The sequence below is a fragment of the Allosphingosinicella deserti genome (assembly GCF_003012735.1).
In the GTDB taxonomy this organism is placed as follows: domain Bacteria; phylum Pseudomonadota; class Alphaproteobacteria; order Sphingomonadales; family Sphingomonadaceae; genus Allosphingosinicella; species Allosphingosinicella deserti.
Genome location: NZ_PXYI01000005.1, coordinates 281,040 through 306,213 on the forward strand (window position 1 = coordinate 281,040; position 25,174 = coordinate 306,213).

The following is a 25,174-nucleotide window of genomic DNA, read 5'->3' on the forward strand; positions in this document are numbered from 1 at the left end:
CCGCATGCAGACTTTCGCCTGTCCCAATTGCGGCGCGGACGTGTCGTTCCGTTCGCCGGCGCTGCCGGTTCGCATCTGCGATCATTGCCGGTCGATGATCGTGCGAAGGGGCGACGCGCTGAACGCGCTCGGCAAGGCGGCGGTGCTCCCGTTCGACGTCAGCCCGATCATGATCGGCACGCGCGGGCGCTTCGAGGATCGGCCGTTCGAGGTGATCGGCCGCGTGCGCTGGGGCTGGACCGACGGCAGCTGGAACGAGTGGCTCTTGCTGTTCGGCGACGGCTCCAATGCGTGGCTCGGGGAGGCGATGGGCCAATATTTGCTGCTGCGGGAATGGCCGCTCGACAGGGTGCAGACACAGATGATCCGCCGTCTCGCCGCCGGGGAAAGGCTGCCCGCGGGCACCTCTGGCGAACTGGACGGACGGCCGCTCACCATCGTCGACGCCCGCGACGCCACCTGCATCGCCGCAGAGGGCGAGCTTCCGTACACGGCGCCGGCCAACTGGACGATCTACAGCGTCGACCTGCGCGGTACCGACGGCAGCGTCGCCAGCCTGCAGCGCGATGGCGAGCAGGCGGATCTCTATGTCGGCCGCTACGTCAGCCTGGCCGAGCTGGCGCCGACCGGGCTGCGCCGGATCGAAGGCTGGCAGGTTCCGACCTATGGCCAGTGAAGCCATCATCTCGGCCGCGGCGGAGGTGCCCGCGGCCAAGGCCCTGTCCTGTCCGTCCTGCGGCGGCACGCTCAGCCTGAAGGCGGCCGGCTATACGGTCAGCATCGCCTGTGTTTATTGCGGCAGCATTCTCGATGTTGCCAACGACGATGTCCGCCTGATCACCGAATATCACCGGCAGGCCGCCGAACTCGAGATTCCCCTCGGCACCCGCGGCCGGCTGAAGGGCGTCGAATGGGAAGCGATCGGCTATGTCGAGCGATCCGAGGGCGGTGCCTATCCCTGGTCCGAATATCTGCTGTTCAACCCCTATCACGGCTATCGCTGGCTGATCACAAACGGCCGCGGTTGGAGCTTCGGCGAAATGCTGACCCGCACGCCGGGCGCCGGCCACGGCTCGCTCGTGCTCGATGGCCACGGCTACGCGCCGTTCTTCCGCGGGGGGCGGGCGCAGGTCGATTACGTGCTCGGCGAATTCTACTGGCGGGTGCGCGTCGGCGAGGAAGTCGTCACCGACGACTGGGTGCGTCCCGGCTTCATGCTGTCGCGCGAGCAGAACGCGCAGGAGGTGAGCTGGACGGTATCCGAGCTTCTGTCGCCCAGAGAGATACGCGGCGCGTTCGGGGTACGGCCGCCGCGCAAGCCGTGGCCGCCGCTCCCGCACCAGCCTTCGCCTTATGCGGGCGACATGAAGAAGCTGGTCTGGACCGGCGTCGGTACCGCGCTTTTCGTGTTTCTGCTGCTGGTCGTGATGGGCAGCGGATCGACGCTCTTGCGCGGCAATCTTCCCTACGCGCTCGACGGCACCAGCCGAACCGCCACGCTTGGCCCGATCACCGCCACCCGTCCTTACCAGGCGATTGCCATCAACGCGCACGTGCCGCAGCTCGACAATGCCTGGGTCGACCTCGATTATGCGCTGGTCGACCGCAAGACCCAGGCCTCCTACGAAGCCTATGGTCTCGCCGAGCGCTACTCCGGGCGCGATTCCGATGGCGATTGGAGCGAAGGCAGCCGCAGCGCCGAGGTCAAGCTCGCGGCCGTGCCCGCCGGCACCTATGACCTCGTCGTCGACTATTCGGCGCAGCGCTGGAACAGCGGGCTGTCGGCAAATACCGGGTTCGTCTCGGCGCTCACCCCAGACCAACGCGAGATCTCGGTGCGCGTAAGCTCCGGCAGCTTCTTCGGCTCGAACGCCCTCATCGCGCTCATTCTCCTGTTCCTGCCATTGCTGTTCTTCCTGCACCGTCACGTGAAGTTCGAGCAGGCCCGGCAGGATGAGAGCGACGTCGGGCGTACCGGTATGGCAAGACTTTTCACCAGCTCGGACGACGATTGATGAGCAGCCGCTTCTTTGCCTACGCCCTCTGGTGCCTCGCGATTTCGGGCATCTTCGTTGCCTCCGGTTTCTACGCCTGGTCCCCGTTCGCCGACGGCGGCCGGGTCGGGCCGCGTGTCGGCGCCTACGGCCCCACCCACAAATAAGGAGACGAACATGGTCACCTCCCTGCCGGTGCTCTTGAACACCCTGCTTTACGCCGGAATCGGAATCGTCGTCTTCGTCGTCGGCTTCATCATCCTCGATCTGCTGACCCCGGGGAAATTGTGGGAGCAGATCAACGAGAGGCAGAACAATGCGGTCGCAATCTTCGCCGGCCTCGTTGCACTCGGCCTCGCGATCATCGTCGCCGCCGCAATCCATGGCTGATGCCGGCCGGCCGAGGAGCACAAGCAGCGCCTCGGCTCCCGCCGTGGCCCTGCTCGCCTCGGCCTTCGTGGTCGCGACCTGCGGCCTGATCTACGAACTGCTTGCCAGCACGCTTGCCTCCTACCTTCTCGGCGACAGCGTCACCCAATTTTCCACCGTCATCGGCGCCTATCTGTTCGCGATGGGCATCGGCAGCTGGTGCTCGCGCTACGTCCGGCAGAACGAATTGCGCCTGTTCGTCAGGGTCGAGCTGCTGATCGCTCTGATCGGCGGCTGCTCGGCGGCGGGGCTGTTCCTGCTGTTCCCGGTGATCGATCACTTCCGGGTGGCGCTCTATGCGCTCGTCCTCGCGATCGGTTTCTTCGTCGGGCTCGAGATCCCGCTGTTGATGCGGATCCTGCGCGATGTCGAGTTCCGCGAAGTCGTGTCGAGCGTCCTCACCTTCGATTATGTCGGCGCGCTCGCCGCCTCGCTTCTGTTTCCGCTCGTCCTGATGCCCTATCTCGGCATGGTCCGGACCGGGTTCCTGTTCGGGATCGCCAATGCCGCCGTGGCGCTGGCCTTGCTGTTCGTGATGCGCGACGCCGGCCGCTTCCGGCTCGAGAAACTGGCCGCGATCTTCGTCCTCGCCTTGCTTGGCGCCGGCTTCATCGCCTCCGAGAGGCTGCAGCGCTGGGCCGAGGTCGCGAGCTATCAGGAGCCGGTCGTCTATGCGGTTTCGAGCCGCTTCCAGCGCATCGTCATCACCCGCCGCGGTGACGATCTGCGGCTGTATCTGAACGGCAATCTCCAATTCTCGTCGCGCGACGAATATCGCTATCACGAGGCGCTGGTGCAGCCGGCGCTCGCCCGCGTCGCCAATCCCCGCAGCGTGCTGATCCTCGGCGGTGGCGACGGCCTTGCCGCGCGCGAGGTACTGCGTCACCCCGGCGTGCAGAGCCTGACCCTGGTCGATCTCGATCCGGACGTGACCAGGCTGTTCTCTCAAACCGCGATGCTGACGGCGCTCAACCGCGGCGCGCTGACCGATCCCCGAATGCGGGTGATCAATGCAGACGGTTTCCGCTGGGCGCGCGAGGCCAGGACGCGCTATGACGCCGTCATCGTCGACTTTCCCGATCCGGTCGATTTCTCGGTCGGCAAGCTCTACACCGAAAGTTTCTATCGTGAGCTCAAGCGGCTGATCGCGCCGGGCGGGATCGCGGCGGTCCAGAGCACCTCGCCTTTGGTCGCGCCGCGGGCGTTCTGGACGGTGGCGACCACGCTCGAGGCGGCCGGCCTGCAGATCCGGCCCTATCATGCCTATGTGCCGAGCTTCGGCGAATGGGGATTCATCCTCGCAGCCAACGGCCCGATCGCGCCCTCGGCGCCAGTTCTCACCGGCCGCTTCCTCGATCAGGCGACTGCGAACCGAATGTTCGATTTTCCGCCGGACATGGCGCGTCGGCCGGCGCCGGTGAACCGGCTCGACAACCAGGCCCTTGTCCGCCTCTTCGACGAAGAGTGGAGCCGCTATGAAGCTTAGCCGCCGGGCGCTGGTCGGCGGCGCAGCGGGCGCCGCCGTGCTTGCCGGCGGAGGCTGGGCAGCCCTGCGCCGCCGCAAGCCGCCCGGCACGCTCGCCGGTGCCGATCTGGCCCGCGGCCACCGGCTCGCCAAAGGCGGGTTCCCGGCCCCGACCCGCTTCGAAGAGACCGGCGTCGTGATCGCCGGAGGCGGTGTCGCCGGCCTTTCTGCCGCATGGACCCTCGCCGAGGCCGGGTTCGACGGCTTCACCTTGTTCGAGCTGGAGGACGAGACCGGCGGCAATGCCCGCGCCGGGCGCAATGCCGTCTCGGCTTACCCGCTCGGCGCCCATTATTTGCCGGTGGCCAATCAGGACGCAAGAGCGCTGCGCCATCTGCTTACCCGCCTCGGGATCATCGTCGGCGAGAAGGGCGGGCTGCCGGTCTACGATCCCTATCAGATCTGCGCCGACCTCGAAGAGCGTCTGTTCCATCAGGGGCGCTGGCACGAGGGGCTGATCCCGCGGAACGGGATCGGTGCGCAGGATCGCGCCGACCTCGCGGCGTTCGACGCGGCCGTCACCGCGTTTGCGGCGCATCGCGGCCGCGACGGCCGTCCGGCCTTCACCATCCCCGCCGCCTACAGTTCGCGCGATCCGGATCTGCTGGTGCTCGACACGATCTCCTTCGGTCGCTGGCTCGACGATAGAGAGTGGCATTCGCCGGTGCTGCGTGCGCACCTGCGCTACGCGATGCGCGACGATTACGGCACCGAGCCCGACCATGTGTCGGCGTGGGCCGGGATCCATTATTTCGCCGGCCGACGGGGCTGGGCGGCCGACGGTGCCGGCGACAAGGTGCTGACCTGGCCCGAGGGCAATGCGCGGCTCGCGCGGGCGATGGCGGCGCGCGTCCCGGGCCGTATCCGCCGCGGTCGGATCGTCCACGCTGTCGCGCGGGACGGCGATCGCATGTGGATCGACAGCTTCGATGTCGCCCGCGAAGAGACGGTCCGCACCACCGCGACCGCCGCGATACTCGCAATGCCTCACTTCGTCGCCGCCCGCGTCGCACCGGGCGAGGTCCGCGCCGACAAGGCGTTCACCTACGCCCCCTGGCTCGTCGCCAATATCACGGTCGACCGGCTGCCGACGGGGAAGGGGGCGCAGCTCGCCTGGGACAATGTCTCCGCCACCAGCGAGTCGCTCGGCTATGTCGTCGCCACCCACCAGGGGCCGGACGCCCGCACCGCCGGCACCGTGCTGTCCTGGTACATGCCGCTTTCGGCGGTCGAGCCCGCTTCAGGGCGCCGCCAGCTGCTCGAACGTCCGATCGAGGATTGGCAAAGCATCGTCGAGGACGATCTGCTGCTGATGAACCCCGATCTGGAAGGGGCGATTCGATCGATTGACGTCTGGCGCTGGGGGCACGCGATGGTGCGGCCGACGCCCGGCTTCATCTGGGGCGCCGCGCAACGGGCGGCGGAGACCCGGCCGCCCGTCTTCCTTGCCCATTCCGATCTCAGCGGCCTCTCTCTGTTCGAGGAGGCGCATTATCATGGTACGCGCGCCGCCGAGGCGGCGATGCGGCACCTGCGTCATCCGTTCGAAAGCCTGCTATGACCGTCCCGTCCGCCGAGCCTTATGAAGGCCGTCACCTCATCGCCGATCTTCACGGCTGCTCGGGGCTCGACGATCTCGATCTCGTCAGGGCCGCACTGGTCGGCGGGGCGGCCGCAGCCGGCGCCCACCTTCTCGACGTGCGGTTGCACAGCTTCGGGCCGGGGCAGGGGATTACCGGCGTCGCCCTGCTTGCGGAATCGCACATCTCGATCCACAGCTGGCCCGAACATGGCTATGCGGCCGTCGACATCTTCATGTGCGGGCGCCGCAACGATCCGGGCAAGGCGCTCGGCGTGATCGCGGCGGCTCTGGGCGCCGCCGCGATCGAGACCCGCGACCTGCGTCGCGGCTATTGCGCGGATTCCGCCGTCGCGGCGGCCGGAACGCCGGTCCACCCGCCACCCATGGCCTGATAGAGCGCAACCAGCGCATTGAGCTGGTCGGCCCCGATCTGCACGAGGCTGAGCTCGACGTTGAGCAGCGCCCGCTGCGCATCGAGCTGCTCGAGATAGGGGGAATAGCCTGCCTGGTAGCGGTTGGTGGCGTGGCGCAGCGCCTCGGCGACGGCGGCGCGTTGCGCCTCGAGCCGGGCGCGCTGCTCGGCGAGCCGGCGCACGGCCGCCAGATTGTCCTCGACTTCGCGGAAGGCGACCAAGGCCGTCCGCCGGTAGGCGAAGGCGGCCTGATCCCGCCGCGCCGCTGCGGTGTCAACCTGAGCCTGGATGCGGCCGCCGTTGAAGATCGGCGCGAGGATCGATCCGCCGATCGACCACAGGGAGATCGGGTTGCCGAGCGCGGAGGAGAGCACCTCGCCGGCCGAGCCGGTCAGCCGGATCTGCGGCAGGAATTGGGCGCGGGCGGCGGCGAGCGTCGCATCGGAGGCGGCGAGGGTGAATTCGGCCTGGGCGATATCGGGCCGGCGGCGGAGCAGGTCCGCGGGCAACCCGTCCGGAACCGGAGGCGCGCGCAGGGCGGCAAGGGCGACGCCGCGCTCGATCGTACGCGGGGAGCCGCCGATCAGCTGGCTGAGCGCATTCTCCTGGCGGCTGACCGCAAGCTCGACCTGGGGGACGATCTGCGCGGTCGCTTCATATTCCGCCTCGGCCTGGCGGAGCTCGAGCTCGGACGTATAGCCGACCTCGGCGCGGTTGCGGGCGATGCGCAACGCCTCGGCACGCGAGGTGAGCGTCTCCCGCACGATGCCGAGCCGGGCGTCGAGACCGCGCAAGGTGATGTAGCCGCTTGCCGTTGCCGCGGCGATCGACAGGGCGGCGGTCTCGCGTCCGGCTTCGGCAGCTGCGGTGCCGGCCCGCGCCGCCGCCACCTGCTGGTCGATCCGGCCGAACAGATCGACCTCATAGGCAGTCTGGAATATCGGCTGTACCGACGCGCTGGTCGTCGGCTGGCCGAGCGCGCTGACAGTGCGGCCGTAGGTTGCGCCGACGCCGAGATCGAGGCTGGGCGCGAGCTGCGATCGTGCGAGCCGTTCCTGCGCGCGCGCTTCCCGCACGCGCGCCGCCGCGAGTCCGACATCGGGATTGTTGACCAGTGCCTGCTCGACCAGGGCGGCGAGCACCGGGTCGCCGAAACGCTGCCACCATTGCCGCTCGATCGGCGCGGTGGGTCCGGCATGGGTCCGCCAGCCCGAGGGCGCGCGCACCGCAGCTTCGGGCGGAACCGGTGCCGGCGTCCGCCCGGCACAACCGGCGAGGATCAGGCCGAGTGCGACCGCAACGGCGTGCCTCACCGCCGTGCTCCCGGCGCCGCCTCGGCGGGTGCCGGCGCCGGCGCGGCATCCGTGTCGATCCAGGCTTCGACCGACATGCCTGGCCGCAGCCTCTGGGCGAGCGGCTGGCCCGGATCGATGCCGATGCGAACCGCGATCCGCTGGGCGACCTTGACGAAATTGCCGCTCGCATTGTCCGGACGGATCACCGAGAATTCGCTGCCCGCCGCCGGCGCGAGCTGCTGGACGCGGCCGGTCAGTTCGGCGCCGCCGAGCGCGTCGACGCTGAACACGGCGCGTTGATCAGGGCCGATCTTGGCGGTCTGCGCTTCCTTGAAGTTGGCGACGACCCAGACGTTTCTCGGCACGAGAAACATCAATTGGGTGCCAGCGGTGACATATTGGCCCAAGCGAACGCCAAGCTCGCTCACCTGACCGGCCTGTGGAGCGCGGATGATCGTGTTGGCGAGATCGATTTCGGCGAGACGCAGGGCCGCGCGGGCATTCTCGACTCCTGCCTCGAGGCCGCCGCGGCCGACCTCGACGGTGCGCACCTGTTCCTGCGCGATCGTGCGCTGCGCCTGCGCCTGGCGTACTCCGGCTTCGGCCTGCCGGAGCGCGGCGAGCGTCTGGTCACGCTCGCGCAAGGACACCGATCCCTGGGCGACGAGATCGACGACTCGACGCATGTCGGCCTGCGCCCGCTGAAGCTGCGCGCGCGCATTGGCGATCGCGGCCTCCTGGCCGGCCACCGAGGCCTGGCTCGATCGCTCGCTCTGCTGCGAATTGTTGAGGCTGGCGATCTGGGCGGCAAGGTTCGCCTGCGCCTGCTGAACCCGCTGTCGGTAGATGCGATCGTCGACGCGTAGCAGGGGCTGGCCGGCCTCCACCTGCTGGAAATCCTGTACCAGAACTTGGGCGACATAGCCGTTGACCTGGGGCGCGATGACCGTCGTTTGGCCACGGACATAGGCATTGTCAGTCGTCTGCACGGCGCTGGTAAACGGGCCGATCCCCCAGGCGTAGAGGGCGATAAGGGCGCCGCCGATCAGAAACGCAACGAACAGCAGGGTCATTGCCATGCCGGACCGCGGCGGCGCCCATCCACGCGCCCGCGCTTCCGGCTCGGCCGGAGTCTCGACCGGATCCTCCAGCCGTTCGTGGCTTGCGGGCGGCGCTTCGCCGGGAGGCGACGCCGATGCGGCAGAGTCGACGGGCGGTGGGGCTGCTGTTCTCTGGGCTGTCATCGTCTGCTTGCCAACATCTTCTGAAGGGCGGCGAGTTCCGGGCCGAGCGGGTTGACGCCGCGGACTCGGAACACCAGCCAGCGGCCGCCGAGCCACAGGAAGGCAAGCGCCGAAAGCATTGCGATCAGCAGGAACACGTCGTTGAACGCGAGGATGTTCGCCTCCCGCGTGACCTGTTGCGCCAGCAGCCCGGCACCCTGCGCCTGGCGCAGGCTGGGGTCGGTGACGATCTTCCCATAGGCACCGCCAAGCTGCTGGAGGCGGGTCGCCACCTGCGGATCGCTCATCACGATCGACTGCACCAGTTCATGGCTGTGAAATTTCTCCCGGACGATCTGAAAGGTGCCGAGCAGGGCGGTGCCGCCGAGACCGCCGATCGTCTGCGCGAGCGAGAAGACCGCGGAATAGCTTACCATGTGGCTCGGTCCCTTGGCGAGCGCGCGCAGCACGCCGCCCATCATCGTCGGCCCGAGAAAGAAGATCGCGGCGAAGGCGATCATCGCCTGGGTGATGTAGAGATTGGCCGGCCGCGTGAGATTGCTTGCATCCGCATCGAGCCATGCGGCGATGCCGATCAGCGCGATCGAGATCACGATCTGGCGCAGCAGATCGAGGGGATTCATCGTCGCGACCCCGATGACGAGGCCGGCGATGGTTGCGGCCGTCACCACCAGGTAGAATGTGACGAGTTGATCCTGGCCCATGCCGACGGCGGTGAGCAATCCGATCGATCCGTAATTCTGCTCGCCGAGCAGGATGCGCATCGAGGCTGCGATCATCGCGAACCGAAGCACGTCGCGGCTTGCAATCCAGCGTGTGTTGAGCATCGGATTGGCGCGATTATGCTCGATCAGCATGGCGGCGCCGATCAGCAGGATGGCGCCGGCGATCGCGTAGCCAAGCCACGGCGTCGACCACCAGACGATGCGGCCCTGAACCAGCACCGCGATGAGCAGCATCACGCCGGGCGCGAACAGCAGGAACGTGACCAGATCCAGCTTCTCGAACACCTCCATCCGCTCGCTGGGCGGGAGCCGCAGCAAGGCGACGCACCCGAGGCAGACGAGGCTGAGGCCGAACTCGAAGACGTAGAGAGTCTGGATGTCGCCGTCGGCGAGCAGCAAGGGCGAGATTACCCGGGCGAGCGGCAGTGCAACCTGGGTCAGCCCGATGCCGATGATCATGCCGGACATGCGCGCCTTCGCCGACATGCCCTGCATGATGTAGAAGAAGCCGAGCGGGGTGAAGCCGCTGGCGAGGACCCCGCTCGCCGCGCGCACCGCAAGCTCGGTGCCGTAACTGTGGACCAGCAATTGCAGCCCGTTCAGTGCGACGAAGCCGAGCAGGAACACGCGGGTGATCCGCTGCAGCCCCAATTGCTGCCGGAACTTGATCAACACGAAGCTCGTGCAGACATTGGTCATGGAATAGGCCGCGGTAAGCCAGCCGCCCTCGACGGGGGTAAGGCCGAGCGAGCCCTGGATCTGCGGCAGGTTTGCGAGCAGCAGGCCGTTGCTGAAGCCGCTGGTCAGCGCGATCAGGATGCCGATCGCGATATAGCCGATGCGCCGGGGCATCGGGTGATCCGGCGTCGCCGGCGATCCCGGCATGAGCGGCCGCTCGTGCGGCTTGAACTGATAGTCTGCCGAAGCGGCCAACGCGGAAGTCCGTTGTGAGAGGCGTTATGGAGGAAAGCCGCAGAACGCACTTGGTTTCGTTGCAGAATGCAACATAGTTTTGGAGGGTGCAGGTGCAATGGTGTTTCAGACCATCGAGATAAATGTCCGCCGCCCGTCACCGTCCCCATCCGTGAGGCGCTTACGCGATGTCAAACCGGCGGAATGCCGGCGGGCGAACGGCCGAAGTGCCGTGATTTCGTGGTTATCGGGTCATTAACCATTTTCCGGCATCTTTATCCCCGGTTCAATCGGGGGATTTCCAATGATCATTCTCGCAGCTCTGCTCGCAGCACCACCGGCTCTGCCGTGGCTGGATCGCGCCGCGCTCGACGCACAGGCGAAGATCGAAGCGGTACGGCCAACGCGGAAGCCCGCGGCGCTCGGCGCGGCATCGGCCCGCAAGACGCTCTCCAGCGATTACGATGCCATTTCCACCCTGTGCCGCGCGGGCAGCAAATCGCGTGATCCGGCGGCGTTTTTCGCCGCGATCACTGACGCGTTCGCGATGTCGAAAGCGGAAGCTGCGGCGCTTCGCAGCCATTGCACGCTCTATCTGATGGGCTCGCGCGACGGGGCGCAGCGGCGCTTCTGACCGAAATCCTGTTCGGCGATCAGGCGGCGAGCGCGTATTGCTCGTAATTGGAGGCGAGCGGGCGATCGCCACAAAGAATGCGCACGCTTTGCGCGCCGGGGACACGAAGCCAGTCGCGGATGACCTGAAGATCGTTGTCGTAGCGCACGTAGCGGCGGGTCTCGGCGCCTTCGGCGGTGACGATCACGATGCTGTACGTCCTCATGGGATCTTCCTCTCTTTGTCCGGAGAGAGTGACCGTTCCAGAGTTCGTCGTCACTTCCGTATCAATACAGATAGGGGAAGTGCGAGGTTCGGCGGGCGCGCGGAGCGCCGTCCTTCACTGCGCGACAGGTTTGCGCAGCAGGCGTCCGCGCAGATCCTCCATGCCGATCGCGTTGACCGCCGCCGAGCGATCTTCGGCGATGAGGATGGTCGCGATGTGGCCGAGGATCTGGCCCGCGAGATCGAAGCTCTGCAGCGCGCGCATGTGCCGGGCGAGGACTGCGGGCTCGTCGGACAATTCCTCGCCGAGCTGCTCGAGCAGCCGCCGGACGAATGCGAGCTCTTGCGACAGGCGCGCATCGAGATCGGCCTGCACCTCCGTCGTCTGATGGACAGGCGCCTGGGGGATGAATCCCGAACCGGTGCGGATCGCGGCCTGGATGGTGTCGACCCGGGTCTGGTCGCGGGTGGCACTGAGCGGCGCGCGAGATCCGGAAATCCAGTCGGTGACGCAGATCTTGCCGTCGAAATGCACGCCGCAGCGGCCGCCGGTCACCCACATGACGACACCCGCAATGGAGACGTCGAGCCGGCGAAGCGTGAACGAGGCGCCGATATGCGGAAGCGCGGGGCCTTCGATCGCGGCCCCGGTTTCGGAAAGATTGCGGATGCGGACGGGCGCGTTCAAGGCGCCTGCCTCGATCGAGGCAGCCAGCATCAGATTTGTGCGCGGAGCGACCCTTCTATTCTCGTCCTGGTTCACCCCCCCGCCGGGTGCGAAGCCGACGGACGATCCGAAAGTCACCGATATTCCCCTCAAACCGCAGCCCGATGGTCCCCGGCATCATCTTGGCGATGGCTGGTTAACGACTGGTCAACGGAGCGACGAGATGATCCGGCAATTGTCGCCCCGGGGCTGAGACTGTACCGAAGGCCGATGATCAGGCCCGTGCTGTTCGATTATTTCCGCTCCTCCGCGAGCTATCGCGTGCGCATCGCTCTTGCGCTCAAGGGCGTCGATCATGACCGTGTGGAGGTCAATCTGCTCGAAGGCGGGCAGCGGGAGGATTCCTATCGCGCCCGCAATCCGCAGGCGCTGGTCCCGATGCTGGAGGTGGACGGGCGGCGGATCGTGCAGAGCTTGGCGATCATCCAGTGGCTCGACCGCACTTATCCCGATCCTCCCCTGGTCCCGACCGATCCGTTCGATCAGGCGCACGTCCAGGCGCTTGCGCTCGCCATCGCCTGCGACATCCATCCGCTCAACAATCTGCGGGTGCTGAAGCACCTCGCCGGACCGCTTGGTGCGCCGCAGGAGGTGCGCGACGAATGGTACCGGCATTGGGTCAAGGAAGGATTGGCGGCGCTCGAGGCGACGGCCGCGGAGCGGAGCGGGCGCTTCCTGTTCGGCGACTCGCCGACGCTGGCCGACATCTGCCTGGTGCCGCAGATGTTCAATGCGCGCCGCTTCGCGGTGCCGCTCGAACCCTATCCGTTGCTGGTCCGCGTCGATGCGGAAGCAAGCCGGCACGAGGCCTTCGCCTCCGCCCATCCGGATCGCTTCCAACCCTGAGCCGCGAACGCTATAGCGGGCGAAAGACACAAGGAGAGGCTGTATGGGCCGCGTCGACGCGATCAACCGGGGCATGGCGGAGGTTTCGCCGCTCGCCTCGATCGACATTCCCTCGCTTCAGGGCAAGGTCAGCGAAGCCGAGTGGAAGGTTCGGGTCGATTTGGCCGCCGCCTATCGACTGATTGCATATTTCGGGTGGGACGACCTGATCTTCACCCACCTGTCCGCGCGCGTACCGGGCCCGGAGCATCACTTCCTGCTCAATCCGTACAATCTGATGTTCGAGGAGGTGACCGCCTCGAGCCTCGTCAAGGTCGACCTCCACGGCATACCCGTGGAACCGACCCCTTTCATCACCAACCCCGCCGGCTTCACCATCCACTCGGCGGTTCACATGGCGCGTGAGGATGCCCATGCGGTGATCCACCTGCACACGCCGCACGGCCAGGCCGTGTCCGCCCATGCCGAGGGGTTGCTGCCGATCACCCAGACGGCGATGCTGATCCGCGACGAGGTCGCCTATCACGATTATGAGGGCGTAGCCGTCGACCTCGACGAGCGCGAGCGGTTGGTCGCCCATCTCGGCGGCAAGAGCGCGATGCTGCTGCGGAACCATGGCACGCTGGCGGTCGGGGAAACGGTCGGCGAGGCGTTCCTCAAGATCTATTTCCTCGAACGTGCCTGCGAAGCCCAGATTCTCGCCCTCTCGGCCGGCGAGGCTAATCTCAACAACCCACCCCAGGGTTCCCCCGAAGTTACCGCGCAACAAGGCAAGGTCGGCCTCAAGATGGCGGCCGGCGCGCTCGCCTGGCCGGCATTGCTGCGCAAGGCCTACCGGCTCGATCCGAGCTTCGCCAGCTGAGCCGGAGCGCCTCCAAATCCTGTCGAAAATGGATCAGTCCCTTCCCCGCTGTTACCGCTGAACGTTCATAACCTTCTCTGCCGGGCCGATGCTGCGTGAGGGGTCACGCGCGCTCGCAGGGGAGGGGATATGGATCTCGATTATGCGGTGATCGGCGGTGGCGTTGCCGGCGCCTATACGGCGTGGCGCCTCCAGCAGGATCGCGGCGCCGACAACGCCATCGGCCTGTTCGAATATAGCGATCGCATCGGCGGCCGACTCTACTCCGTCACCGTCCCCGGCGTGCCGAGCATCAAGGCCGAGCTCGGCGGGATGCGCTATATCCCCGATTCTCATAAGATGGTGGCCGACCTCGTCGATCATCTGAAGCTGCCGACCCGAAACTTCCCGATGGGCGCTCCCGATCCGGTCGGCGCCAATTGCAACCTCTTCTATCTTCGCGGTCGCCACATGCGGCTGCACGAGCTCTCGGATCCGGCGAAGGTGCCGTACAATCTCGCCTGGTCCGAACGCGGGCTCGGGCCGACCAACCTGCAGGTGCAGGTGATGAACAACATCTACCCAGGCTTCGCCGATCTTTCGCTTTGCGATCAGATGAAGATCAAGGTCTTCGGCCAGCCGATGTGGAAATACGGGTTCTGGGATCTCATGTTCCGGGTGCTCTCCAACGAGGGCTATCAGTTCATGAAGGATGCCGGCGGCTACGACGCCAACGTCGCCAATGCCAATGCGGTGACACAGCTTCCCGCGACCGAATATGGCGACGAGACCCAGTATCTGACCTTGTGCGACGGCTATCAGAAGCTGCCGCTGACCCTTGCCGAGCGCTTCACCGCCTTGCCCGGCGGCAAGCTTGCCGGCGGCGATCGCATCGCCATGAACCGCTGCCTCAAGGAGATCCGGATCTGGGAGGGCGATTATCGCTACGAGCTCGTCTTCCAGCCGACGGTGACCGAGAACGCCTCCACGCGGATGGCTGCCGCGGAGCCGATCGTGGTGCGCGCGAAACATCTGGTGCTCGCGCTGCCGCGGCGCTCGATCGAGCTGATCAAGAGCGAGATCTTCGAGGCGGAGCCGCTGAAGAGCAGCCTCGGTTCGGTCCTGATCCAGAGCGCCTTCAAATTGTTCATGGCCTATCAACAGCCCTGGTGGCGAAGCCTCGGCCTCGTCGCGGGGCGGTCGGTCACCGATCTCCCCGTCCGTCAGATCTTCTATTTCGGCACCGAGGGCGAGCAATCCGGCGGCGATCCGACGATGAACTCGCTGCTGATGGCGAGCTATAACGACATCTCGACGGTGCCGTTCTGGAAGGGGCTGGAGATCGGCGAGCGCTACATGGGGCCGAACAATCCCTGCATTCCGCAATCGCCGGACGAGGCCTCGCCGGTCACCCCATATGACGCCACCCGGCTGATGGTCGAAGCCGCCAACACCCAGATCGCCGCGGTCCACGCGCTGCCGTCGATCCCGATGCCTTATGCGGCGGTCTACCATACGTGGAACGAGGATCCCTATGGCGGCGGCTGGCATGAATGGAAGGCCGGCTACCGGCTCGACAAGATCATGTGGCAGATGCTGAAGCCGCTTCCCGATCAGGACATCCACATCGTCGGCGAGGCCTATTCCTACGGCCAGGGCTGGGTCGAAGGATCGCTCACCACTGCCGAGCAGATGCTCCAGACCCACATGGGCCTGACGCCGCCGATATGGCTCGATCCCAATTACCAGCTCATGCCGGCGCCCGATGGCGGGTGCGGGGAGGTCGAGGGGTGCCTGCAGAGCTTTGACACCGCAGAGGTCCTGGCCGGCGCGACTCCGAGCTGCTTCGGCAGAAAGCAGATCAGCTGATGGCCGCGCCCGTTTACAGCGTCGCCCAATATCTGGTCGACCGCCTCGCCCAATGCGGGCTTGGCCATGTCTTCGCCGTGCCGGGCGATTACGCCTCGCACTTCCTCGATGCGCTCGACGGGACGAACGGCATCGTCCGGGTGCCGAACATCAACGAGCTCGGCAGCGGCTATGCCGCCGACGGCTATGCGCGCTTCCGCGGCATCGGCGCGGCGTGCATCCAATATGGCGTCGGCACCTTTTCGGCGCTGAACTGCGCGGCCGGCGCGTTCGTCGAGCGGGTGCCGGTGGCGTTCATCTCGGCAAGCCCGTCCACCAAGGATCGTGCCCTCGAGACCACGCAGAGCATCCTCTTCCACCATTCGACCGGCGATCTCGATGCGGACCGGGACATCTTCTCGGAGGTGACGGTCGCGTCGGTGATCGTCGAGGATCCGTCGCTGGCGCCGGCGCAGATCGACGCGGCGATCATCGCGATGCTCAGCCACCGGCGGCCGATCTATATCGAGGTTCTGCAGGATGTGTGGGTGCTCGACTGCGCCCGGCCGGAGGGTTCGCTCGCGCCGCTCGAGGCAGGCAGTGATCCGCAGGCACTGGCAGCCCTGGTCGATGCCGCCTGGGCTCGGATCGTCGCGGCCGAGCGGCCGGTGCTCTGGGCCGGCATCGATATACAGCGCTTCGGCCTTCAGGATTTGCTGCAATCCGTCGTCGACGCGAGCGGACTGCCGTTCACCACCACCAGCCTCGGCAAGACGGTGCTGGACGAGGCGCAGCCGCAGTATATCGGCACCTATGCCGGGCCGGCGTCACCGGCCGGAACCCGCGCGGCGATGAGGTCGTGCGACTGCCCGATCGCGCTCGGGACGATCATCACCGACGATTATCTCGACATCATGGCATCGAGCTTCGGCGAGATGATCGAAGTGAATGACGAGGAGGCGCGGGTCGGCTGGGCCTATTACCCCGGCGTCGCGCTGCGCGACTTCCTGTCGGCGCTCGCCGACCGGTTCGAAGCCGATCCGGCCTTTCCCCGCACCTGCTGGGCGTCGGTCTCAGAATGCGACGACGAAGCGGAGGAGGATGCCTCCCCCGGTGCGCTCACCTACACGCGATTCTATCGGCAGCTGACCGGCTGGCTCAAGGAGTCGGATCTGCTTGGGGAAACCGTGCTCGTTCTCGGCGAGAGCACGTCGCTCTACGTGTTCGGCAATCTGTTCGGCCTGGGGCAAAACGGCTTCGTCGCGCAGGCAGCCTGGGGTTCGCTTGGCCACGAGACAGGTTGCGCGCTCGGTGTCGCGCTCGGATCCGGCAAGCGCCCGTTCGTGGTCGCCGGCGACGGCGGCTTCATGATGATCTGCCAGGAAGTATCGAGCCTGGTCCGTGCGAAAATTCCCGCCGTGATCTTCGTGATGAGCAACAAGGGCTATGCCATCGAGCAGGCCTTCGTGAATCTCGAGGCGTTCGAGCCCGGCGGAAGCTTCGCGCCGTTCGACGTGCTTCCCGCATGGGATTATGGCGCGCTCGCGCAGGCGTTCGGCGCGAGGGGTTTCCGGGCCGAGACCAAGGAGGCGCTTGCCGACATCCTGGGCGAGGTTCGTGGGCTCACCGACATCCCCGCCTTGGTCGAGATCGTCATTCCCGAAAAGGATCTCGCACCGCAGCTGGCGCGGCTGGCAAAAGCGCCGGTGCCCGAGCGGAAATATTACCGCACGCCGATCCCGGGGCCGACCGGCGGCGCCTGACGGGCTCAGCCGCGATACCAGTCCCGCGCCAGGCGCCGCGAGGCGACGAAGTAGAGCAGGGCGCTGAGCAGATAGAAGCCGAGCCCGTAAAGGATCGAATATTGCAGCGAGTCGGCGCCGTGCTCGGCCTTGAGCCGGTCCGACATCCAACCGAGGAAGTAGTTCCCGACCGCAATCCCGATCAGATTGTTGATGAACAGGAAGCTCGCGCTGGTCGTCGAGCGCATGTTGGCGGGGACGATGTGCTGTATGGCCGAGATCACCGGCCCGAGCCAGGCGAGCGCGAGCATCTGGCCGAGCGCGAACAGCAGCCACGCGGACCACAGATTGGGTGCGAACAGGCCCAGGGCGAATGCCGGTGCGGCGATCAGGAAGCAGGTGGCCGGAATCAGCGCGTAGCGGCCAGGATGGGCGGGGCCGACGCGATCGCCGATCCAGCCGCCGAGCCAGGTGCCGGCGACTCCGCCGACAAGGACGATCGAGCCGTAGAACCACCCGACGGCGCTGAGCGGCAGATCGAAGCTGCGGTTGAAGAAGCTCGGCAGCCAGAAGATCAGGCCGTAGCCGAGGATCGAGCCGGAGGCGGCGCCGAACGAGAGCAGCCAGAAGCTGGGATTGCGGGCGAGCGCGGCCATCACCACGCCGAGCGGCGGCGCCGGCGCGCTCACCGCCCCGTCGTCGCTGTCGAGCGCGCCGCGCTGCGGATCCTTGATCAGCAGCTTGATCAGCAACGCCGCCGGCAATCCGGCCAGGCCGACGATCAGGAAAGCGGAGCGCCAGCTCAGGTGCGAGGCGAGCCAGCCCCCGAAGAAGATGCCGAGCGCGGATCCCAGCGGAATGCCGAGCGAGAACACGGCCATCGCGCGGGCGCGCCGGCTCTTCGGGAAATAGTCGGAGATCAGCGAGTAAGAGGGGGCGATCCCGCCCGCCTCTCCGAAAGCGACTCCCATGCGGGCGGCGACGAGCTGCCCATAGCTCTGCACCAGGCCGCAGGCGGCGGTAAACAGGCTCCACACGGCGACCGAGCCGGCGATGATCGCAACCCGGCTCTTGCGGTCGGCCAGCCAGGCGATCGGGATCGCGATCGTGCTGTAGAACAGCGCGAACACGACCCCGAGATAGCTCAGCGTCTTGTCGTCGAGATCGAATTCGGCGCGGATCGGCACGGCCAGCACGCCGATGATCTGCCGGTCGATGAAGTTGAATATGTAGGCGAGGAGCAGGATCGCAAGAACGCGGCCTCCGCGACTGGTCTTGCGTTCGTCCATGCTCCCCACTTCCTTCTCGTTCAGAACTTCACGCCAAGGCTCAGGAAAACCTGGCGCGGATTGCCGTAGAAGGCCGTGGCGACGCCCTCAACACCAAGGCTCGGCCGGACGTTGCCGGCGGCATTGCGCAGCGGCACGCCGGTGACCGGATCGGTCAGCAGGAACTGGTAGCCCGAGGTGATATATTGCTTGTCGGTCAAATTCTTGCCGTGAAGGCCGATCGTGTAGCGATCGTCGGCCGAGGTCCACACCAGGCTCGCGTCGAGCAGCGCATAGCCGGCCTGGTCGAGGAACGGGCTCGGGGTCTCGAACTGATAGGTCTTGCTGCGGTAGGAGAGGGTGGTGCTGGCGGAGAGCTCGCCGCCGCTCACCCGGGTCGCGACGTCGAGCGTGCCCGACAATGTCCATTTGGGCGTGTTCTGGATCCGCCGAGAGTCGGCGACGTCGACCGGCCCCGTGCCCGGAACGTTGGTGATGAACTCGTCATATTGCGCATCGAGATAGCCGGCGGTGCCGGTGAAGTTCACCCGGGTCCCGGAGGTCGGATCGCGCAGCAGGGTCGCGGTCATCTCCGCCTCGACCCCTTTGAAGCTCGCCTTGCCCGCATTGGTGGTGACTCCGACGAAGGTCGGGACGTTGTTGATCACTGCGCCGACCGAGCCCGGAACCTGGACGTCCTTGTAGTCGGCGTAGAAGCCGGCGAGGGCCAGGCGAACGCGGCGGTCGAACAAAGACGCCTTGTAGCCCAGTTCGTAGCTGTTCACCTTCTCGGGCTCGAACAGGAAATAGTCGAAGATCTCGTCCGGCTCGCGGGTGCCGTTGGCGTCGAGGTCCGGCGCCGCCGTCGACAGGCCGCGCGGATCGAAGCCGCCGCCCTTGAAGCCCTTGGCGTAGCTCAAATAGATCGTGTTGTCCTCGTTCGGCTTGAAGCTGATCGAGGCGCGCGGCGTGAATTCCTTGAACGTCTCCTCGCCGGTGAAATCGGACGTGCGGGCGCCGAGCTGGGCTCCGCGCCCACCAAGCTCGGGCGACGGGCCGTTGAGCAGGTTGGCGCGGATCACCCGTGCGTTGCGCTTGTCGTGGGTGTAGCGGCCGCCAACCGACAGGGCGAACTGGTCGGTGAAATCATAGGTGAAGTCGGCGAACGCGGCCCAGGTCTTGGTGTCGACATCGCCGTAGGTCGAGGCCGTCAGCCCGGGCAGCGCGATCGGAGAGGTCGTCGCCAGCACCACATCGAAGATGTTGTTGGCGTTGGCATCCAGATAATAGAGGCCGGCGACGCCGTTCAGCCTGCTGCTCTCGTACAGGATCTGGAATTCGTTCGAGAATTGCTTGTTGCGGTAGATTGCAGGGACATCGACGTCGGCGGCCGGCAATGAATCGAAGTCGATCGGTGCGAAGCTCTTGTCCTTGCGATAGGCGAGGATGTTGCGCAGCGTCAGCTCGTCGCTGAGCTTCAGCTCGGCGCGGACGGCCCCGCCATAGGCTTCGATCTCCTGGCGCGGCGTATTGAGGCCGGCCCGGCTGTCATAGACGTCGTCGAGGATCGGCGCGCCGCTCACCAGGCCCGGGATCAGGCGGTGGCCATTGCGTGGATTGCTGTTGTCCTTGGTGTAATCGCCGGAGACCCGGAGAAAGAAGTTGGAGCTAGGCTCGATTTCGAGCGTCCCGCGCGCGGCCCAGATGTCGCGGTTGTAATTGTCGAGACCGTTGTTGCGGTTCTCGCCGAAACCGCCCCGATGAAGCCGCGCGCCGGACGCGCCGATCCGCACGCCGCTGGTGATCGGCGTGCTGGCAGAAAGAATGATGTCGCCCTGCTGATAGGTGCCGAAATTGGCGCGGGCGCGCAGCGTCGGATCGTCGGCGAGCCGACGGGTGACATATTTGATCGCGCCCCCGATCGTGTTGCGGCCGTAAAGCGTTCCCTGGGGACCGCGCAGCACCTCGATCCGCTCGACGTCGTAAATGTCGAGCACCGCGGCCTGCGGGCGGTTGAGGTAGACGTCGTCGAGATACAGGCCGACTCCCGCCTCGAAGCCGGCGACCGGGTCCTGCTGGCCGACGCCGCGGATGAAGGCGGTGAGGGTAGTGTTGGTGCCGCGTGAGGTTTCCAGAGTCACGTTCGGGGTCGTGTCGGAAATGTCCGTGATGTCGACCGCACCCTGCCGTTCCAGCGCTTCGCCCGTGTAGGCCGTGACCGCGATCGGCACGTCCTGAAGGCTCTCGGCGCGCCGCCGAGCGGTGACGATGATCTCGTCGTCCTGGGTGGCTGCGCTGTCTGCGGCCGCGTCGTTGACGGCGGCGGCCTGCTGCTCGGCGGAGGCTACCGCGGCATCCTGGCCCCGGCTCGGGCTCGCGAAGGCGAGCGCAGCCATCGCGCATCCCACATGCAAGCGCGTCATCAAGGGGTTCCGGGTCATGGCGATCTTCTCCTGCTTATGCTGTTGCGCGGTGACGGCGAACGGGCGGCAACTCGGCCGCGAATGCGCGAAGGCTGTCGTTGAAGAGTTCCGGCTCCTCAAGATGCGGGGAGTGGCCCGATTGGGTGAAGGCGATGCTGCGGGCGTTCGAAAGGGCGCCGGCGAGATGGTCTGCCGTATCGGCGCCGTAGAGATGGCTGCCTGCGCCGTGCGCGATCAGGGTCGGCTGCCGGATGGTCGGAAGGATCGCCCGATAATCCTCTTCGATCAGCGAGGCCCAGATGGCCGCCACTGCATCCGGATCGCTGCGAGCAAACGCGCCGCTCGCCCAGGCGGCGAGCGGGTGCGGCGCCGGTCCCTGTGCGAAGATCGCGCTGCCGGCGGCTGCGGCGAAGGCGGGGAAATCGTCGCGCATCGCCCGGCTCCGGGCCGCACACAATTCGGGGGACAGGCCAAGCGTCCAGTCTGCGTCGTTGCGGACGCGCGGTGTCATGTCGACGATGACGGCGGCGTCGAAGCGATGCGAGCTCGGCTCGGCGAGCAGGTGCCAGAGCACCGAAGCGCCAAGCGACCAGCCGACTCCGATCGCCTCCTGGAGGTCGAGACGACCGGCGAGTTGCGCCACATCCTTGGCCAGCCGGGATATCGTCGGAAGGCTGCCGCCGCTGCCGGAGCGCCCATGTCCGCGAAGATCGATGCGAATCAGCCGGAACTGATCTGCCAGAGCGCGCTGAGGCTCGAAGAAAGCGGAATTGGCCATGAGGCCATGCAGCAACAGGATCGGCCGGCCATCGCCTTCGTCGTCATAGGCGATGGAGACGCCGTCCGAGGCGGTGAATTCCGGCAAGCAAACCTCCCCAGTCCGCTCGTCCGGCGGCTCTGGAAAAGATTGCATCTAAATGAAAGTTGAGTCAACCTTCAACTTTAGCCTTCAGCCGCCGCAGACTGAAGATGCGGTGCAACCGCCGTGCCGCGGCGCCGGGCACGCGGGCCTTGGCGAGGGGGGCGGACGCGGACGGTTCGATCCCGAAGTCCTTGGCACGGAGCGAGACGATGATGTCGCCCTTCACCGTGCCCGGCTTTGGAATGGGCCGTCCTTCCACCCGGTAGAGATCGAGTGCACCTTCGATCGCCTCGCGAGCCTTGGCCGCCGCTTCCTCGCGGGTGGCGGCGTAGGTCATCGCTTCGGGAATGTCCGGGCACAAGGCGTAGACGGTTCCGAAGCCGTCGTCGGCCAGGATGACCGGATAGGAAAGTAGCACCAGGGATCACTCCGAATTGGGTCCATGCTCTGAGCCCCCGTGCCTTAGAAGCAGTGAAACACACCATATCGTATATGACCGGTATCGCGGCGGGCGGCCGCGCCCTGAATCTGGTGGCCCGGATTTTTCATTCGAAAGCCCGAAGTGTCACCCTCCCGTGCAGCACCGGCGCTCGACTCCGACGCATTTCTCTGTCTGCCCGGCCGCAGCGGCGCGGCGATCCTGGCGTTTCCGTGCGAGGCAAGTCCGCTCGGCGCCGTCATCGGATGGCCGGGCGCGTCGCATCGCGAGCACGTACCGCTGGAAGCGGCGATCAAGCGTCGGCCTTGCTGCTGCAGGCGTCTCGCACCGCGCTGATTTCCGGTGCCGGGTTGCGCGCGTCGGCAAACCGGCTCACCTTGTCCGAACGGGGAGAGGCGATGGCATATGTGAACGAGGCGGCAGCGGGCGGCGACAAGGAACCGCGGACGGAGCGCGGCCGCAAGACCCTGCGGCGCCTGATCGAAGCCGCCGCCGCCGAATTCGGCGATCGCGGCTTCCACGAGGCGGCGATCACCGGCATCACGCAGCGCGCCGGAGTCGCGCTCGGCACCTTCTACACCTATTTCGAAAGCAAGGAGGAGGTGTTCCGCGCGCTCGTGCGCGACATGAGCCGGGCCACCCGAGCCCATGTCGCGGAGGCGGTCAAAGGCGCCCCCGATCGCCTCGCCGCCGAGCGGATCGGCCTGGAAGCGTTCATCGCCTTCGTCCGCCAGCACCCCGAGCTCTACCGGATCATCGAGGAAGCGCAGTTCGTCGCCCAGGACGTCTATCGCGAACATTATCGCAGCTTTGCCGACGCCTATGTCCGCAATCTCGCCGGCGCGCGCGACCGCGGCGAGATCGCCGACGGACTGGACGAGCCGCGCGCATGGGCGCTGATCGGAATGAGCGTGTTCCTCGGCATGCGCTATGGCCTGTGGGACGAGGACCTCTCCCCCGCCGAGGTCGCCGACACGGCGATCGCACTCGTCTCAGAGGGGCTGCGCAAGCGTTGAGCATGCGCGCCGATCGTGCCGCGATGGGATTGCCGCGCCCGTCGCGGTTGAAGAGGGGGCCTCCCGCCCCTAATTGCGACCGTTCATGAAGCTCACCACCCTTCCCAGCGGCCTGCGAGTCGCCAGCCGCCAGATGCCCGGCATCGAGACTGCCGCCGTCGGCCTCTATGCGGAGACCGGCTCGCGCTACGAGGCGGCGCCGCTCAACGGCATCGCCCATCTGTTCGAGCATATGGTGTTCAAGGGCGCCGGCGGCCGCTCCGCCCGTGACATCAGCGAGGCGATCGAGGATGTCGGCGGCGATCTCAACGCCTCTACCGATCGCGAGACGACCAATTTCACGGCCTCCGTCATGGCCGAGCACATTCCGCTCGGCGTCGAGCTGATCGCCGATCTCGTCCAGCGCCCGCACTTCAACGCCGACGAGCTGGAACGGGAGAAGGACGTCGTCCTGCAGGAACTGGGCGAAGCGCGCGATACGCCCAACGACATCATCTTCGATGATCTCCAGTCCGCTGCCTTCGCCGATCAGGCGCTCGGCCGTTCGGTGCTCGGTACGGAGGAGAGCATCGAGGCCATCACCGTCGAGGATCTCGAGGCATGGCGGAGCGATCATTATCGCGCCGGCAGTCTCACCCTCGTCGCCGCCGGCAAGGTCGATCACGAACGGCTGGTCGAGCTTGCGTCGACCCATTTCGCGGCCCTCGCTACCGGCTGCAGCGACACGCCCGAGCCGGCGCGCTTCACCGGCGGCGACCGGGTCGGCCGCACAACGTCGGATCAGGCCCATCTCGCTCTGGGCTTTGGGGCGCCGGGGCAGAGCGACGCCGATTATTATGCCGCGCGCCTGTTCAGCGACGCCGTCGGCGGCGGCATGTCGTCGCGCCTTTTCCAGCAATTGCGCGAGGAACGCGGGCTCGCTTACTCGGTCTATTCGATGCTTCAGCCCTGGGCCGATACCGGCCTGTTCTCGATCTACGCCGCGACCGCGCGCCGCCAGTCCGCCGCCGCGGCGCAATTGATCGAGGAGGTCCTCGCCGACGCCGCCGAGACGATCACCGAGCGCGAGCTGATGCGGGTGCGCACCCAGGCCAAGGCCGGCCTGCTGATGTCGCTCGAAAGCCCTTGGGGGCAGGCCCATTACGTCGCCCGCCAGATCCAGACCTACGGGCGGCTGGTGGAGCCGTCCGAAGTGATCGCCGATGTCGAGAAGGTGGATCTCGAGCGGATCCGCGAAGCCGGGCGCAAGATGCTGTCCGGCGCCCGGGCCCGCGCGACGATCGGCTTCCCCGCCGTGCGCGCCGCCTGACCGCGGCTTCCCCGATGACCCTGTCGACCCTCGTCGCGGAGCCGTGGAGCGATTACGGGCTGATGGATAGCGGCAACGGCCGCAAGCTCGAACGCTACGGCCCCTACAGCTTCATCCGTCCGGAGCCGCAGGCGATGTGGGCGCCCGCGCTCGACGCCTGGGACGCCGACGGCGAATTCATCCCCGGATCGGATGAGGAGGGCGGCGGCCGCTGGCAATTCGCCCGGCCGGTGCCGCAGGGCGGCTGGGACATGGGCTGGGAGGACGTGCGGTTCCGTAGCCAGTGCACGCCCTTCCGCCATCTCGCCTTCTTCCCCGACATGGCGCCGCAATGGGCGTGGATGCGCGAGCGCCTGAGCGATGGGTCCGAGGCGATGAACCTGTTCGGCTATACCGGGGTCGGCACGCTGGCGATGGCCGCCGCCGGCGCGCGCCTCACCCATGTCGATGCATCGAAGAAGTCGGTCGAGGCGGGCAAGGAGAATGCCCGCCTGTCCGGCTTCGCCGAACGGCCGATCCGCTGGATGATCGACGACGCGGCCAAATTCACGGCCCGCGAAGTGCGCCGCGGCCGCCGCTACGACGGCATCATCCTCGATCCGCCGAAATATGGCCGCGGCCCGACCGGCGAGATCTGGCGGCTCGAGGAGGGGCTTCCCGGCCTGATCGCCGATTGCCGCAAGTTGCTCGACGCCGACAGCCGCTTCCTCGTCCTCACCGTCTATGCGGTTCGGATGTCGGCTCTGGCGATCGGCGAATTGCTCAATCAGGCGCTTGGCGATCTCGGCGGCCGCGTCGAATGCGGCGACATGGCCGTCCGCGAGGAAGCGCGCGGCCTGCTGCTGCCCACCGCGATCTTCGCCCGCTGGAGCCGCGACTGACCCCCTCATCCTCCC

The 25,174-nt window shown here is 66.8% G+C and carries 24 protein-coding genes; 15 read left to right on the top strand and 9 right to left on the bottom strand.

All coding sequences use genetic code 11. The annotated features are described in order from the left end of the window. Nucleotides 1-4: 4 nt before the first annotated feature. From C7I55_RS16665 to speD, 7 genes are read left to right on the top strand one after another with little or no spacing between them, the layout of a single operon-like run. Nucleotides 5-676, top strand: coding sequence for a DUF4178 domain-containing protein (locus C7I55_RS16665; protein WP_106514140.1), 672 nt, complete (start codon nucleotides 5-7; stop codon nucleotides 674-676). Continuing rightward, nucleotides 666-2,015, top strand: a complete 1,350-nt coding sequence (locus C7I55_RS16670) for a DUF4178 domain-containing protein (protein ID WP_158266459.1) — start codon at nucleotides 666-668, stop codon at nucleotides 2,013-2,015. Before C7I55_RS16665 ends, C7I55_RS16670 begins: the two co-directional genes overlap by 11 nt. Beyond that, on the top strand, nucleotides 2,015-2,161 hold the full coding sequence (locus C7I55_RS28540) for a hypothetical protein (protein WP_199192856.1): 147 nt from the start codon (nucleotides 2,015-2,017) through the stop codon (nucleotides 2,159-2,161). Before C7I55_RS16670 ends, C7I55_RS28540 begins: the two co-directional genes overlap by 1 nt. A 10-nt stretch (nucleotides 2,162-2,171) precedes the next feature. After that, nucleotides 2,172-2,384 carry a DUF350 domain-containing protein gene (locus tag C7I55_RS16675; protein WP_106514142.1) on the top strand — a complete coding sequence of 71 codons (213 nt, stop codon included), beginning with the start codon at nucleotides 2,172-2,174 and terminating at the stop codon, nucleotides 2,382-2,384. Then, a complete protein-coding gene (locus C7I55_RS16680; RefSeq protein ID WP_106514143.1) occupies nucleotides 2,377-3,909 on the top strand; it encodes a polyamine aminopropyltransferase in 1,533 nt (510 codons plus the stop codon). The genes C7I55_RS16675 and C7I55_RS16680 overlap by 8 nt, the downstream gene beginning before the upstream one ends. Beyond that, nucleotides 3,899-5,509, top strand: coding sequence for an FAD-dependent oxidoreductase (locus tag C7I55_RS16685; RefSeq protein WP_106514144.1), 1,611 nt, complete (start codon nucleotides 3,899-3,901; stop codon nucleotides 5,507-5,509). Before C7I55_RS16680 ends, C7I55_RS16685 begins: the two co-directional genes overlap by 11 nt. Further along, complete coding sequence (speD, locus tag C7I55_RS16690; protein WP_106514145.1) at nucleotides 5,506-5,922, top strand: adenosylmethionine decarboxylase; 417 nt, start codon at nucleotides 5,506-5,508, stop codon at nucleotides 5,920-5,922. Before C7I55_RS16685 ends, speD begins: the two co-directional genes overlap by 4 nt. Here the strand turns inward: speD and C7I55_RS16695 are convergent. From C7I55_RS16695 to C7I55_RS16705, 3 genes are read right to left on the bottom strand one after another with little or no spacing between them, the layout of a single operon-like run. Then, nucleotides 5,859-7,256: an efflux transporter outer membrane subunit gene (locus C7I55_RS16695; RefSeq protein WP_106514146.1), complete on the bottom strand. Its 1,398-nt coding sequence runs from the start codon at nucleotides 7,254-7,256 to the stop codon at nucleotides 5,859-5,861. The genes speD and C7I55_RS16695 overlap by 64 nt on opposite strands. Then, entirely contained in the window at nucleotides 7,253-8,482 is a 1,230-nt protein-coding gene (locus C7I55_RS16700; RefSeq protein WP_106514147.1) for an efflux RND transporter periplasmic adaptor subunit, read from the bottom strand. Before C7I55_RS16700 ends, C7I55_RS16695 begins: the two co-directional genes overlap by 4 nt. Next, nucleotides 8,479-10,140, bottom strand: a complete 1,662-nt coding sequence (locus tag C7I55_RS16705) for an MFS transporter (RefSeq protein ID WP_233222257.1) — start codon at nucleotides 10,138-10,140, stop codon at nucleotides 8,479-8,481. Before C7I55_RS16705 ends, C7I55_RS16700 begins: the two co-directional genes overlap by 4 nt. 283 nt (nucleotides 10,141-10,423) lie before the next feature. Here C7I55_RS16705 and C7I55_RS16710 point away from each other — a divergent pair, with 283 nt between their 5' ends. Continuing rightward, complete coding sequence (locus tag C7I55_RS16710; protein WP_106514148.1) at nucleotides 10,424-10,753, top strand: hypothetical protein; 330 nt, start codon at nucleotides 10,424-10,426, stop codon at nucleotides 10,751-10,753. Between the two features lie 19 nt (nucleotides 10,754-10,772). Here C7I55_RS16710 and C7I55_RS16715 read toward each other — a convergent pair whose 3' ends face one another. Both C7I55_RS16715 and C7I55_RS16720 read right to left on the bottom strand, forming a co-directional pair. Next, nucleotides 10,773-10,958 (bottom strand): hypothetical protein, encoded by a 186-nt coding sequence (locus C7I55_RS16715; RefSeq protein WP_106514149.1) that lies wholly within the window; start codon nucleotides 10,956-10,958, stop codon nucleotides 10,773-10,775. A 114-nt stretch (nucleotides 10,959-11,072) separates the two neighbouring features. Further along, complete coding sequence (locus tag C7I55_RS16720; RefSeq protein WP_233222258.1) at nucleotides 11,073-11,762, bottom strand: PilZ domain-containing protein; 690 nt, start codon at nucleotides 11,760-11,762, stop codon at nucleotides 11,073-11,075. A 132-nt stretch (nucleotides 11,763-11,894) separates the two neighbouring features. Between C7I55_RS16720 and maiA the strand changes: the two genes are divergently transcribed. From maiA to C7I55_RS16740, 4 genes are all read left to right on the top strand, one after another. After that, a complete protein-coding gene (maiA, locus tag C7I55_RS16725; protein WP_106514150.1) occupies nucleotides 11,895-12,530 on the top strand; it encodes a maleylacetoacetate isomerase in 636 nt (211 codons plus the stop codon). Between the two features lie 73 nt (nucleotides 12,531-12,603). After that, nucleotides 12,604-13,392 carry a class II aldolase/adducin family protein gene (locus tag C7I55_RS16730; protein WP_106514317.1) on the top strand — a complete coding sequence of 263 codons (789 nt, stop codon included), beginning with the start codon at nucleotides 12,604-12,606 and terminating at the stop codon, nucleotides 13,390-13,392. 129 nt (nucleotides 13,393-13,521) lie between these two features. Further along, nucleotides 13,522-15,240: a flavin monoamine oxidase family protein gene (locus C7I55_RS16735; RefSeq protein ID WP_106514151.1), complete on the top strand. Its 1,719-nt coding sequence runs from the start codon at nucleotides 13,522-13,524 to the stop codon at nucleotides 15,238-15,240. Further along, nucleotides 15,240-16,982, top strand: coding sequence for an alpha-keto acid decarboxylase family protein (locus tag C7I55_RS16740; protein ID WP_106514152.1), 1,743 nt, complete (start codon nucleotides 15,240-15,242; stop codon nucleotides 16,980-16,982). The genes C7I55_RS16735 and C7I55_RS16740 overlap by 1 nt, the downstream gene beginning before the upstream one ends. Nucleotides 16,983-16,987: 5 nt before the next feature. Here the strand turns inward: C7I55_RS16740 and C7I55_RS16745 are convergent, their stop codons facing one another. The 4 genes from C7I55_RS16745 to C7I55_RS16760 all read right to left on the bottom strand — a co-directional run bounded on the left by C7I55_RS16745 (nucleotide 16,988) and on the right by C7I55_RS16760 (nucleotide 21,932). Beyond that, on the bottom strand, nucleotides 16,988-18,250 hold the full coding sequence (locus tag C7I55_RS16745) for a spinster family MFS transporter (protein ID WP_106514153.1): 1,263 nt from the start codon (nucleotides 18,248-18,250) through the stop codon (nucleotides 16,988-16,990). A 20-nt stretch (nucleotides 18,251-18,270) separates the two neighbouring features. Continuing rightward, nucleotides 18,271-20,625, bottom strand: a complete 2,355-nt coding sequence (locus tag C7I55_RS16750) for a TonB-dependent receptor (RefSeq protein WP_106514318.1) — start codon at nucleotides 20,623-20,625, stop codon at nucleotides 18,271-18,273. A gap of 61 nt (nucleotides 20,626-20,686) precedes the next feature. Continuing rightward, complete coding sequence (locus C7I55_RS16755; RefSeq protein ID WP_158266460.1) at nucleotides 20,687-21,517, bottom strand: alpha/beta fold hydrolase; 831 nt, start codon at nucleotides 21,515-21,517, stop codon at nucleotides 20,687-20,689. Between the two features lie 64 nt (nucleotides 21,518-21,581). After that, nucleotides 21,582-21,932 (bottom strand): type II toxin-antitoxin system HicB family antitoxin, encoded by a 351-nt coding sequence (locus C7I55_RS16760; protein ID WP_106514155.1) that lies wholly within the window; start codon nucleotides 21,930-21,932, stop codon nucleotides 21,582-21,584. A 419-nt stretch (nucleotides 21,933-22,351) separates the two neighbouring features. Here C7I55_RS16760 and C7I55_RS16765 point away from each other — a divergent pair, with 419 nt between their 5' ends. The 3 genes from C7I55_RS16765 (at nucleotide 22,352) to C7I55_RS16775 (ending at nucleotide 25,159) form a co-directional block, all read left to right on the top strand. Beyond that, nucleotides 22,352-22,969 (top strand): TetR/AcrR family transcriptional regulator, encoded by a 618-nt coding sequence (locus tag C7I55_RS16765; RefSeq protein WP_106514319.1) that lies wholly within the window; start codon nucleotides 22,352-22,354, stop codon nucleotides 22,967-22,969. An 85-nt stretch (nucleotides 22,970-23,054) separates the two neighbouring features. After that, a complete protein-coding gene (locus C7I55_RS16770; RefSeq protein WP_106514156.1) occupies nucleotides 23,055-24,278 on the top strand; it encodes a M16 family metallopeptidase in 1,224 nt (407 codons plus the stop codon). A gap of 14 nt (nucleotides 24,279-24,292) precedes the next feature. After that, nucleotides 24,293-25,159 (top strand): class I SAM-dependent methyltransferase, encoded by an 867-nt coding sequence (locus C7I55_RS16775; RefSeq protein ID WP_106514157.1) that lies wholly within the window; start codon nucleotides 24,293-24,295, stop codon nucleotides 25,157-25,159. The last annotated feature ends 15 nt before the right edge of the window (nucleotides 25,160-25,174 follow it).

What these genes read in the sequence shown, in the direction of transcription:
- C7I55_RS16710 (WP_106514148.1), top strand. Translation starts at nt 10,424, where the DNA reads ATGATCATTCTCGCAGCTCTGCTCGCAGCACCACCGGCTCTGCCGTGG.
- C7I55_RS16750 (WP_106514318.1), bottom strand. Translation starts at nt 20,625, where the DNA reads ATGGCTGCGCTCGCCTTCGCGAGCCCGAGCCGGGGCCAGGATGCCGCG.
- C7I55_RS16685 (WP_106514144.1), top strand. Translation starts at nt 3,899, where the DNA reads ATGAAGCTTAGCCGCCGGGCGCTGGTCGGCGGCGCAGCGGGCGCCGCC.
- C7I55_RS16770 (WP_106514156.1), top strand. Translation starts at nt 23,055, where the DNA reads ATGAAGCTCACCACCCTTCCCAGCGGCCTGCGAGTCGCCAGCCGCCAG.
- C7I55_RS16675 (WP_106514142.1), top strand. Translation starts at nt 2,172, where the DNA reads ATGGTCACCTCCCTGCCGGTGCTCTTGAACACCCTGCTTTACGCCGGA.
- C7I55_RS16765 (WP_106514319.1), top strand. Translation starts at nt 22,352, where the DNA reads ATGGCATATGTGAACGAGGCGGCAGCGGGCGGCGACAAGGAACCGCGG.
- C7I55_RS16735 (WP_106514151.1), top strand. Translation starts at nt 13,522, where the DNA reads ATGGATCTCGATTATGCGGTGATCGGCGGTGGCGTTGCCGGCGCCTAT.
- C7I55_RS16775 (WP_106514157.1), top strand. Translation starts at nt 24,293, where the DNA reads ATGACCCTGTCGACCCTCGTCGCGGAGCCGTGGAGCGATTACGGGCTG.
- maiA (WP_106514150.1), top strand. Translation starts at nt 11,895, where the DNA reads ATGATCAGGCCCGTGCTGTTCGATTATTTCCGCTCCTCCGCGAGCTAT.
- C7I55_RS16665 (WP_106514140.1), top strand. Translation starts at nt 5, where the DNA reads ATGCAGACTTTCGCCTGTCCCAATTGCGGCGCGGACGTGTCGTTCCGT.
- C7I55_RS16680 (WP_106514143.1), top strand. Translation starts at nt 2,377, where the DNA reads ATGGCTGATGCCGGCCGGCCGAGGAGCACAAGCAGCGCCTCGGCTCCC.
- C7I55_RS28540 (WP_199192856.1), top strand. Translation starts at nt 2,015, where the DNA reads ATGAGCAGCCGCTTCTTTGCCTACGCCCTCTGGTGCCTCGCGATTTCG.
- C7I55_RS16670 (WP_158266459.1), top strand. Translation starts at nt 666, where the DNA reads ATGGCCAGTGAAGCCATCATCTCGGCCGCGGCGGAGGTGCCCGCGGCC.
- C7I55_RS16745 (WP_106514153.1), bottom strand. Translation starts at nt 18,250, where the DNA reads ATGGACGAACGCAAGACCAGTCGCGGAGGCCGCGTTCTTGCGATCCTG.
- speD (WP_106514145.1), top strand. Translation starts at nt 5,506, where the DNA reads ATGACCGTCCCGTCCGCCGAGCCTTATGAAGGCCGTCACCTCATCGCC.
- C7I55_RS16700 (WP_106514147.1), bottom strand. Translation starts at nt 8,482, where the DNA reads ATGACAGCCCAGAGAACAGCAGCCCCACCGCCCGTCGACTCTGCCGCA.
- C7I55_RS16730 (WP_106514317.1), top strand. Translation starts at nt 12,604, where the DNA reads ATGGCGGAGGTTTCGCCGCTCGCCTCGATCGACATTCCCTCGCTTCAG.
- C7I55_RS16740 (WP_106514152.1), top strand. Translation starts at nt 15,240, where the DNA reads ATGGCCGCGCCCGTTTACAGCGTCGCCCAATATCTGGTCGACCGCCTC.
- C7I55_RS16715 (WP_106514149.1), bottom strand. Translation starts at nt 10,958, where the DNA reads ATGAGGACGTACAGCATCGTGATCGTCACCGCCGAAGGCGCCGAGACC.